Annotated in this window: 10 protein-coding genes and 3 tRNA genes (1 of these 13 cut by a window edge); all 13 read left to right on the forward strand. The window is 43.9% G+C overall.

Features of this window, described 5'->3' with window-relative positions; genetic code table 11:
• Window positions 1–77 precede the first annotated feature (77 nt).
• Window positions 78–1,871, forward strand: coding sequence for a translation elongation factor 4 (gene lepA / locus KDM90_RS09885; RefSeq protein ID WP_212675414.1), 1,794 nt, complete (start codon window positions 78–80; stop codon window positions 1,869–1,871).
• Window positions 1,868–2,764 carry a signal peptidase I gene (gene lepB / locus KDM90_RS09890; RefSeq protein WP_212675415.1) on the forward strand — a complete coding sequence of 299 codons (897 nt, stop codon included), beginning with the start codon at window positions 1,868–1,870 and terminating at the stop codon, window positions 2,762–2,764. The genes lepA and lepB overlap by 4 nt, the downstream gene beginning before the upstream one ends.
• 56 nt (window positions 2,765–2,820) lie before the next feature.
• Window positions 2,821–3,177 (forward strand): DUF4845 domain-containing protein, encoded by a 357-nt coding sequence (locus tag KDM90_RS09895; protein WP_230409709.1) that lies wholly within the window; start codon window positions 2,821–2,823, stop codon window positions 3,175–3,177.
• Window positions 3,178–3,186: 9 nt separating this feature from the next.
• The gene (gene rnc / locus KDM90_RS09900) at window positions 3,187–4,041 is read left to right on the forward strand and encodes a ribonuclease III (RefSeq protein WP_212675417.1); all 855 of its coding nucleotides are present in this window, start codon (window positions 3,187–3,189) and stop codon (window positions 4,039–4,041) included.
• Between the two features lie 17 nt (window positions 4,042–4,058).
• Entirely contained in the window at window positions 4,059–4,952 is an 894-nt protein-coding gene (gene era, locus KDM90_RS09905) for a GTPase Era (protein ID WP_212675418.1), read from the forward strand.
• 88 nt (window positions 4,953–5,040) lie between these two features.
• Window positions 5,041–5,814 (forward strand): DNA repair protein RecO, encoded by a 774-nt coding sequence (recO, locus tag KDM90_RS09910; protein WP_212675465.1) that lies wholly within the window; start codon window positions 5,041–5,043, stop codon window positions 5,812–5,814.
• Window positions 5,811–6,569: a pyridoxine 5'-phosphate synthase gene (gene pdxJ / locus KDM90_RS09915; protein WP_212675419.1), complete on the forward strand. Its 759-nt coding sequence runs from the start codon at window positions 5,811–5,813 to the stop codon at window positions 6,567–6,569. The genes recO and pdxJ overlap by 4 nt, the downstream gene beginning before the upstream one ends.
• Window positions 6,566–6,973: a holo-ACP synthase gene (gene acpS / locus KDM90_RS09920; protein ID WP_212675420.1), complete on the forward strand. Its 408-nt coding sequence runs from the start codon at window positions 6,566–6,568 to the stop codon at window positions 6,971–6,973. Before pdxJ ends, acpS begins: the two co-directional genes overlap by 4 nt.
• The gene (uvrC, locus tag KDM90_RS09925) at window positions 6,966–8,846 is read left to right on the forward strand and encodes an excinuclease ABC subunit UvrC (protein WP_212675421.1); all 1,881 of its coding nucleotides are present in this window, start codon (window positions 6,966–6,968) and stop codon (window positions 8,844–8,846) included. Before acpS ends, uvrC begins: the two co-directional genes overlap by 8 nt.
• 99 nt (window positions 8,847–8,945) lie before the next feature.
• Window positions 8,946–9,524: a CDP-diacylglycerol--glycerol-3-phosphate 3-phosphatidyltransferase gene (gene pgsA / locus KDM90_RS09930; protein ID WP_212675422.1), complete on the forward strand. Its 579-nt coding sequence runs from the start codon at window positions 8,946–8,948 to the stop codon at window positions 9,522–9,524.
• A gap of 62 nt (window positions 9,525–9,586) precedes the next feature.
• A tRNA-Gly gene (locus KDM90_RS09935) sits at window positions 9,587–9,662 on the forward strand.
• Between the two features lie 34 nt (window positions 9,663–9,696).
• Window positions 9,697–9,772 (forward strand) — tRNA-Gly (locus tag KDM90_RS09940).
• 34 nt (window positions 9,773–9,806) lie between these two features.
• Window positions 9,807–9,825 (forward strand) — tRNA-Gly (locus tag KDM90_RS09945); it runs 157 nt beyond the window's last position.

Below are 9,825 nucleotides of genomic sequence, written 5' to 3' on the forward strand. Positions count from 1 at the left end.
AACCCAATTTTTAGGCGCTCGCTTGGGGCAAAGCCCACTTGTCGGCGCCTTTTTTGTAATTTGTTTTAGTGTATCTAATGAATAATATTCGTAATTTTTCTATCATCGCTCATATTGATCATGGTAAATCGACGCTTGCTGACCGGATTATCCAACTATGTGGTGGGCTGTCAGATCGTGAAATGGAGGCTCAGGTTCTTGACTCCATGGACATTGAAAGGGAGCGAGGTATTACCATTAAGGCGCAGACTGCGGCTTTGCAGTACAAGGCTATTGACGGGCAAGTTTATAACTTAAATTTGATTGATACCCCAGGCCATGTTGACTTTAGTTATGAGGTTAGTCGTTCATTATCTGCATGTGAAGGCGCATTGTTGGTGGTCGATGCATCACAAGGTGTTGAGGCACAAACGGTAGCGAATTGTTATACGGCAATCGAATTGGGCGTGGAAGTTGTACCAGTTTTAAATAAAATCGATTTGCCGTCTGCTGATCCCGATAATGCGAGTAGTGAGATTGAAGAAGTGATTGGGATTGATGCGAGTGATGCGGTGCATTGTTCAGCAAAAACAGGCTTGGGTGTCCGCGACATTCTTGAGTCTTTGATCGTCAAAGTGCCTCCCCCAAAAGGTGATCCGGAAGCGCCCTTGCAAGCGCTGATTATCGATTCTTGGTTTGATAATTACGTTGGTGTCGTGATGTTGGTTCGGATTGTTAACGGAACTTTGCGTCCCAAAGATAAGATTTTGTTCATGGCGACAGAGGCGCAGCATTTGGTTGAGAGCGTCGGTGTGTTTACGCCAAAGTCGTTAAGCAGGTCGGAATTGACCGCAGGACAAGTTGGATTCATTATCGCTGGAATTAAAGAGCTAAAAGCTGCAAAAGTAGGCGATACGATCACGACTGTCGGACGTTCGGCTGTTACTCCACTTCCAGGATTTAAAGAGGTCCAGCCCCAAGTTTTTGCGGGCTTGTTTCCGGTTGAAGCAAATCAATACGATGCTTTGCGTGACTCGCTTGAAAAGTTGAAGTTGAATGATGCTGCGTTGATGTATGAGCCGGAAGTTTCTCAGGCATTGGGGTTTGGATTTCGTTGTGGCTTCCTAGGTCTGCTGCATATGGAAATTGTGCAAGAGCGGCTTGAGCGTGAATTTGACATGGATCTTATCACGACCGCGCCCACAGTGATTTATGAAGTGGAAATGGGGGACGGTACCATTTTGATGGTTGATAACCCATCAAAAATGCCCGATCCATCGAAGATTGAAGAAATCCGTGAACCTATCGTCACGGTGAATCTTTATATGCCTCAAGAGTACGTGGGTTCGGTTATCACTTTGTGTACGTCCAAGCGAGGTGTGCAACTTGATATGAGCTACCACGGGCGTCAAGTAAAATTGACGTATGAAATGCCAATGGCTGAAATTGTTCTGGATTTCTTTGATCGTTTGAAGTCTACTTCGCGCGGCTATGCATCCATGGACTATGAATTTAAAGAGTACCGTGCGGCTGATGTTGTTAAAGTGGATATGTTAATTAATAGCGAGAAGGTGGATGCTCTTGCAATTATTGTGCATCGTTCAAACGCTCATTATCGCGGTCGAGCAGTGGCGTCAAAAATGCGTGAATTGATTCCGCGTCAGATGTTTGACGTTGCAATTCAGGCTGCGATTGGAGCGAATATCATATCCCGCGAAAACGTCAAAGCTTTGCGAAAAAATGTGTTGGCAAAATGTTATGGTGGTGATATTAGCCGGAAACGGAAGCTGTTAGAGAAACAGAAGGCTGGTAAAAAACGCATGAAGCAAGTCGGTTCTGTGGAGATTCCTCAAGAGGCGTTTTTGGCAATTTTACAAGTGGAAGAAAAATGAGTTTGCAAGCTTTAATTGGTAATTTCGCTCTGATTTTATTTATTCTATTGATCGTGACGGGCGTCGTTTGGTGTTTTGATCGTTTTACATTGGCACCAAAACGTAGACTCAATGCGGAAGCTATCCTTCGAGATTTTGATGCTAAATCTCATCCAGATTCAGGTGAGCGCGCCAGATTGGAAGCCGACTTATTACGTCAACCAGCTTGGGTTGAATATACAGGTAGTTTTTTTCCTGTGATTGCCTTAGTTTTTATTCTGAGGTCGTTTTTATTTGAGCCATTTAAGATCCCGTCCGGCTCGATGTTGCCGACGCTTTTCGTTGGCGATTTTATTTTGGTTAATAAATTTACGTACGGCATACGCTTACCAATTTTGGATAAAAAAATTATTTCGATGAATGAACCGCAACGTGGCGATGTGATGGTTTTTAAATATCCCAAAGATCCGAGTCAGAATTACATAAAACGGATCGTGGGTATTCCTGGTGATTTGGTTGTTTATAAAGACAAGAAGTTGACAGTGAACGGTGTTCAAAGTGAGTATGAGGGGATGCCTGACTTTTTGCATGAAGGAAGTCAATTGAGCTATTCCAAGCAATTGAATGAAAAAACACCTGCGTTGACACATAGAATTCTGAACGATGAGGATCGGTCACCTGCTGTTTATATGTTTGGCGAAGCCGATTTTCCATTTGCAGATCAGTGCACCTACGATGCAGACGGAGTGAGTTGTAAAGTGCCGCAGGGGCATTATTTTATGATGGGTGATAATCGGGATAATAGTCAAGATAGTCGTTATTGGGGCTTTGTACCGGATCAAAACGTCGTTGGTAAGGCTTTTTTTATCTGGATGAATTTTAGTGATATCAAGAGGATCGGTAGTTTTCAATAAAGTGGAGAGAGATTATGCGTAATTGTCAGCAATATTCACCGAAGAAAAACCGCGGCATGACTTTAATTGGACTTATATTTGTTCTAGGTTTACTTGCGATGGTAGTGGTGGTTGCCTCCAAAGTCGCTCCAACAGTTATTGAGTTCGTATCGGTCAAAAAAGCTATTGTTTCGGCGAAATTGGCAGGCGGGAATTCTGTAAAAGATATTCAGGTTGCGTTTGATAAACAGGCGAACGTTGGCTACATTGAATCAATCACTGGGAAAGATCTCGTGATTGAAAAATCTGAGACCGGTTACGAAATTAGCTTTTTTTATGTGAAAAAGATACCTTTAGTCGGACCTGCTAGTTTGTTGCTCGAGTATGAAGGAACAACAGCCAAAAGTCCCAGTACCAAAAAGAAACAGGAATAGTGAAGTGTTATGAACGAACAGTTGCTGCAAAAACGCTTGGGTCACCAGTTCAATGATGTTGCATTACTGCAGCAAGCGTTGACACATCGCAGTCATAGTGTTTCGCACAATGAACGTCTGGAGTTTCTTGGCGACTCGATACTGAATTGTGTGGTCGCGTCAATTTTGTTTGAGACCTTTGAGAGTATCGATGAAGGTGATTTATCTCGAGTCCGCGCGAATTTAGTTAAGCAGCAGTCTCTATTTGAAATTGCGCAGAAATTGGAACTGTCGCAGTTTTTGCGACTAGGTGAGGGAGAGTTGAAATCTGGAGGGTTTCGTCGACCTTCAATATTGGCAGACACCTTAGAGGCTTTGTTTGGCGCGATTTATCTGGATGCGGGATTTGATGTCGCGCGCAAAGTTATTCGATCGCTCTACGATCCGATTTTGGTTGCTGTTGATCCAACAACTTTAGGCAAAGATGCAAAAACATTGCTCCAAGAATTTTTGCAAAGTAAAAAAATTGCTTTGCCTCAATACAATGTTGTTGCTACGCATGGTGCTGCGCATAATCAAGAATTTGAAATTGAATGCTTAGTACCAAAGTTGGAGATTCAAGTTTTTGGAACCGGCGGTAGCCGTCGAGCAGGCGAACAAGCAGCTGCAAAATTAGCTTTGGAAACTGCTCTCAAAATGTTATCGAAGACCCCCAGTAATAAAAAAGTAAAAGCACGTACTTCGCAATTAAAGCTTGCTGGGATCGCAACTATTCAGTCTAGTGCAACGGCAAATGATGGAGTGCAATTTGCACTCACAAAACAAGACCATCGTGATGAACAGCTTTCACTCGATGTTTCGTTTCCAGAAATTGCACAAAAATAAGATAAGAGTGATTTTTTATGTCAGAAAATTCTGAATTCCGTTGTGGTTATATCGCAATTGTTGGCCGTCCAAACGTTGGTAAATCAACTTTGATGAACGCCCTGATAGGGGCAAAAGTTAGTATCACTTCGCGCAAAGCACAGACAACCCGCCATCGCATAACTGGAATTCAGACCAAAGACGATACTCAGTTTGTCTATGTTGATACGCCAGGATTTCAAACGCGCCATTCGAATCCTTTAAATAGAACTTTGAATCGTACAGTGACCAATACTTTGATGGCCTCTGACGTGATTTTATTTATCATCGAAGCTGGAACTTTTGGGCAAGCTGATCAACAAGTGATCGATTTGTTGCCAAAAAATGTACCTTGTATTCTCGTAATTAATAAATCTGATCGCGTCAAGGATAAGGCGATCTTGATGCCTTTTGCGCAGAAGGTGATGGCACTATTTCCATTTTCCGCGGTAGTTCCAGTTTCTGCTACGCTGAGATTTCAGCTGGATAATTTAGAGCGGGAGACGCGGAAATATTTGCCTCTGAATCCACCTGTGTTTGGTGAAGACGATATCACCGACCGTAGTGAGAAATTTCTTGCGACTGAAATTGTACGGGAAAAGCTTTTCCGCTTTGTTGGTGATGAATTGCCATACACAAGTACAGTTATGATTGAGAAGTTCGAGCAAGAAGGTGATTTGCGTCGAGTATTCGTGGCTATTTTGGTTGATCGCGATGGTCATAAATCGATGGTGATCGGTAATAAAGGTGCGCGCCTCAAAGAGATCTCTACGCAGTCACGTCAAGACATGGAAAAACTATTCGGTGGTCCCGTCTATCTAGAGATTTGGATCAAAGTAAAGTCGGGATGGGCTGACAATGAGGCAGGTTTGCGCGCATACGGCTACGAATAGTAATTAACCAGTGAGTGCGTGATTGGATAAGGATACTACCGTTGTGTTGGTGGCACCGAAACGTCGAGCTCGTCAGCGGGATCAGTCCATGCCGAGTGAGAAGGCTGGAAATACAGAAGATCGTTTGAAACTACCCTCCCGTGCGACCAAAGAGTTTCGAATACTTCATCAGCCTGGATTTGTGCTGCATTCTTATCCGTATAAAGAAACCAGTCTCATCATTGACGTGTTTAGTCGCGATTATGGACGCATATCATTGGTTGCAAAAGGCGCAAAACGGCCTACATCAGCCTTGCGTAGTGTATTGCAGACCTTTCAGCCACTGAATGTGTCTTGGACTGGCAAGTCTGAAATTCGTACTTTAATTGCTGCAGAGTGGTTAGGCGGTATGCTTCCTTTGGAAAGGTCAGCGTTACTTTGTGGCTTTTACTTGAATGAACTTTTGGTGAAGTTTCTATTGCGCGATGAGCCGAACAAGGTTCTGTTTGATCAGTACGTATCGAGTTTGAATCAACTCGCGCACAATGCTTCAGCTGCGATCGTCTTGCGCCAGTTTGAAGTTACACTTTTGCAGCAAGCAGGTCTAATCGGTGATCTAACTCACTGTAATCGTTCGCGCGAACAGGTTGTAGACGACACTCTCTATGTATTGGAGCCTGGGGTTGGCGTACGTGTTGCCGATTCAAATGATAATTTTCCGCTGGTTCATGGTAAAACGCTCTTAGATATGGCAGCAGGTGACTATACTGATCACCAAACGCAGGTGCAAAGCAAACAGCTCATGCGATTTTTGCTTACATTCCATTTGCATGGACTACCATTGAACACACGTCAAATTTTAATTGATTTACACAAGCTATGAATATACACGGACAAACACAGTCCATTGATCTTGGTATTAATATCGATCATGTTGCGACTTTACGAAATGCTCGAGGTACTGTTTATCCGGAACCTTTGAAAGCCGCATTGCTTGCGGAAGAAGCTGGGGCAGACTGCATTACACTCCATTTGCGCGAGGATCGTCGTCATATTAAAGACCGTGATGTTGAAGAAATTCGACCGCGTCTCATGACGCGAATGAATTTAGAAGCCGCAGTGACACAAGAAATGATCGATATTGCCTGTCGAATTAGGCCTCACGATGTGTGTCTCGTACCAGAGCGTCGCGAAGAGGTGACCACGGAGGGGGGGCTTGATGTTGTTCGATTTTATTCGGAGGTTGAGGCCGCGATAAAGCAATTGCAGAGAGAGGGTATCCGTGTGAGCCTATTTATTGATTCCGATCATCAGCAAATTCAAGCAGCGAAAGCACTTGGTGCGCCAGTGATTGAGTTGCATACAGGACGGTATGCTGACGCAACTGATGATCTGATTCAAGCGCGCGAATTAGCTAGAATTGCTGAGGGTGTGGATTTTGCAATCAATTTGGGTTTAAAGGTCAATGCTGGCCATGGCCTGCATTTCACCAATACACAGGCAATTGCCGCTATTCGAGGCATTTCAGAATTGAATATTGGACACGCAATCGTTGCTCAATCGATCTTTGTGGGCTGGCAGAAAGCGATTTCAGATATGAAAGCTTTGATGGTAAGTGCGAGGCTTGCTGCAAGATGATTTTCGGAATTGGTACCGATATCGTTAAAATTTCGCGGATTCGAGGAACTTTTTCTCGACACCCAGAACGCTTTGTAACGAAAATTCTTGGCACTGAAGAGCAAATACACTATCACACTCGAGCCGCACAATCGTCGACACGTGCCATTCATTTTTTGGCGACACGTTTTGCAGCGAAAGAAGCATTTTCCAAAGCAATTGGTCTTGGGATTCGTTACCCAATGAAATGGCACTCAGTACAAGTTCGCAATAACGATTTTGGTCGCCCACAATTTTACTTTGAAAATGACCTCGCCAATTGGATGAAATCTCATCACTTGGCCGCACACTTATCAGTTTCGGATGAGACCGAGTTTGCAATAGCTTATGTGATCGTCGAACAATCCAGTAAGAATTATGAGTAAGATTGAGTCAGTTGAAACTGCACCCGTTGCGGTGCTTGAGTTGGTGGCTTCATTACCTAATCTTCCTGGGGTTTATCGTTACTTTGACGCGAACAACCAAGTACTCTATGTAGGTAAAGCTCGTGATTTGAAGAAGCGAGTATCGAGTTATTTTCAAAAAAATATTTCAAGTCCTCGTATTGCGATGATGGTTGCCAAAATCGCCCGTCTTGAGACCACTGTGACGCGGAGTGAAGCTGAAGCCCTAATTCTTGAAAATAACTTGATTAAAGCGTTAAAGCCACGCTATAACATTTTATTTCGCGACGATAAGTCTTACCCCTATTTGCGGATTACGAGTGAAGCAACCCCTCGCATGGCTTATTTTCGCGGGGCTATCGACAAAAAACATCAATATTTTGGACCTTTTCCTTCGTCCTGGGCAGTGAAAGAGTCAATGCAACTTTTGCAGAAGATTTTCCTGTTGCGTAGTTGTGAGGACAGCGTGTTCGCAAATCGTACTCGTCCATGTCTCTTGCATCAAATTCAGCGTTGTAGTGCGCCATGCGTAGATTTTATTTCGTCCACTGAATATTTGTCAGACGTCGAAGATGCGTCGGATTTTTTGAGGGGAAAACAGACTGAAGTCTTAAAAAAACTTGAGTACAAGATGTTGAGTTTCTCGCAGAAGTTAGAATTCGAAAAGGCTGCGATTGTTCGAAATCAGATTACTGCATTGTCGAAAGTCCTACATCAGCAAAGTATGGAGTTGGCAGGTGATGCAGACATTGATATTGTTGCTGTTGTAGTTGAAGGTGGGCGTGCATGTGTCAATCTTGCGATGGTACGAGGAGGGCGTCATTTGGGAGATCGTTCGTATTTCCCCACTCACTTAGATTTGGGACATGCCGCGCCAATCGAGGATATTGAAAAGGAAGTGATGGCGGCATTCATCGCGCAGCATTATATTGATCAATTTATCCCGCATCAGCTTATTCTTAATGTTGAAATTGATGTGCCAGAATTGATGCTTGCGCTAATGGAGCAATGTGGACACAAAATCCATCTTAGTTTTCAACCGCAAGAGCGAAAACGAGCTTGGTTAGAGATGGCTGAAAAAGGCGCTCGGCTAGCTTTGACGCGAGCACTTTCAGAGCAAGGTGCGCAGCAATTACGAACACAAGCGCTGCTCGAAGCCTTGGAAATTGAAGTGTCTGATACGGAGCAGTTTCGTGTTGAATGTTTTGATATTAGCCATACCCAAGGCGAAGCGACCCAAGCTTCCTGTGTGGTCTATCATCATCACTCGATGCAAAATGGCGAATATCGTCGATTTAATATTCGGGATATTACTCCAGGCGATGACTATGCGGCGATGCGTCAAGTAATCTACAGACGGTATGAGAAATTCGCGGCAGAACACCGAGATGACGTTGATTCTCAAGACGTGATGCCAGATATTATTTTGGTTGATGGTGGCAAAGGACAGGTTGAAGTTGCTCGTAAGGTTTTTGATGAGCTTGGCTTAAATACGAGTCTAATTGTTGGTGTCGCGAAAGGAGAGGGGAGAAAAGTCGGACTTGAAACTCTCATATTTGCCGATGGACGTGCTCCTAAAGAACTCGGAAAAGAGTCGGCTGCATTGATGCTCATCGCACAAATTCGCGACGAGGCTCATCGATTCGCGATTACAGGAATGCGGGCGAAGAGGGCAAAAGTGAGACAAATATCCAAATTAGAAGAGATTGATGGCATTGGCCCAAAGCGCCGGCAGAAATTGTTGACTCGATTTGGTGGTATTAAAGGGGTTGAAGACGCCAGCGTTGAAGACTTGATGGCCGTCGATGGAATTTCTCGTGTCTTGGCCGAGGAAATTTATCAACGCCTCCGTTAGGCGATATAACGTTGTTGTTTTCCCTACCGCATGAAATTAATCGCAACTGTAAACTCGAGTCAAAATATAATGACGTGAATCCTGCAAATACAAACGAACATGCCATTTAATTTTCCTATTTTATTGACCTGGTTGAGGGTTGCTTTGATTCCACTCGTAGTGGGAGTCTTTTATTTGCCAGATTCGATCTTGAATCTATTTGAAAAAAATTTGGCGTCGACCTTAATATTTATCATCGCTGCGTTGACGGATTGGCTTGATGGTTTTTTGGCTCGCCGTTGGAATCAAACGTCAGCATTTGGCGCATTCCTCGATCCGGTGGCTGATAAATTGATGGTCGCTGGTGCCTTATTGGTTTTAGTTCAGTGGAATCGTGTCAATGCAGTTATCGCATTTATTATTATTGGGCGTGAAATCACAATTTCTGCATTGCGAGAGTGGATGGCTCAAATTGGAGCTTCGAAGTCGGTGGCTGTCAGCTCACTCGGTAAAATAAAAACTGCTGCGCAAATGGTTGCGATTCCTATGCTTCTTTTTTACGGTGAATTATTTGGTGTTATTGATACGGTTCTTTGGGGAAGTTTGCTATTGCTTGTGGCGGCGGTTTTGACGGTATGGTCCATGTTTTATTACTTGCGCAAAGCATGGCCACTTATTAAAGAAAAAGCCGGTCAATAATCAAGATCAATATTCTTGACAACTTTGGTAGGTGCTATATAATGCACGGCTGTTGTCGCAGCGCGGGAATAGCTCAGTTGGTAGAGCGCAACCTTGCCAAGGTTGAGGTCGAGAGTTCGAGACTCTTTTCCCGCTCCAAGTTTTTGCGGTAATGATGTTCAAGTAGTGCAATGCGGGAATAGCTCAGTTGGTAGAGCGCAACCTTGCCAAGGTTGAGGTCGAGAGTTCGAGACTCTTTTCCCGCTCCAAGTTTTTGCGGTAATGATGTTCAAGTAGTGCAATGCGGGAATAGCTCAGTTGG

This window comes from Affinundibacterium fentianense (assembly GCF_018139545.1).
GTDB classification, from domain to species: domain Bacteria; phylum Pseudomonadota; class Gammaproteobacteria; order Burkholderiales; family Burkholderiaceae_D; genus Undibacterium; species Undibacterium fentianense.

Excerpts from the sequence above, each read along its gene's own strand:
- pdxJ (WP_212675419.1), top strand. The coding sequence starts at position 5,811 with ATGAATATACACGGACAAACACAGTCCATTGATCTTGGTATTAATATC.
- era (WP_212675418.1), top strand. The coding sequence starts at position 4,059 with ATGTCAGAAAATTCTGAATTCCGTTGTGGTTATATCGCAATTGTTGGC.
- rnc (WP_212675417.1), top strand. The coding sequence starts at position 3,187 with ATGAACGAACAGTTGCTGCAAAAACGCTTGGGTCACCAGTTCAATGAT.
- pgsA (WP_212675422.1), top strand. The coding sequence starts at position 8,946 with ATGCCATTTAATTTTCCTATTTTATTGACCTGGTTGAGGGTTGCTTTG.
- lepB (WP_212675415.1), top strand. The coding sequence starts at position 1,868 with ATGAGTTTGCAAGCTTTAATTGGTAATTTCGCTCTGATTTTATTTATT.
- recO (WP_212675465.1), top strand. The coding sequence starts at position 5,041 with ATGCCGAGTGAGAAGGCTGGAAATACAGAAGATCGTTTGAAACTACCC.
- lepA (WP_212675414.1), top strand. The coding sequence starts at position 78 with ATGAATAATATTCGTAATTTTTCTATCATCGCTCATATTGATCATGGT.
- uvrC (WP_212675421.1), top strand. The coding sequence starts at position 6,966 with ATGAGTAAGATTGAGTCAGTTGAAACTGCACCCGTTGCGGTGCTTGAG.
- KDM90_RS09895 (WP_230409709.1), top strand. The coding sequence starts at position 2,821 with ATGACTTTAATTGGACTTATATTTGTTCTAGGTTTACTTGCGATGGTA.
- acpS (WP_212675420.1), top strand. The coding sequence starts at position 6,566 with ATGATTTTCGGAATTGGTACCGATATCGTTAAAATTTCGCGGATTCGA.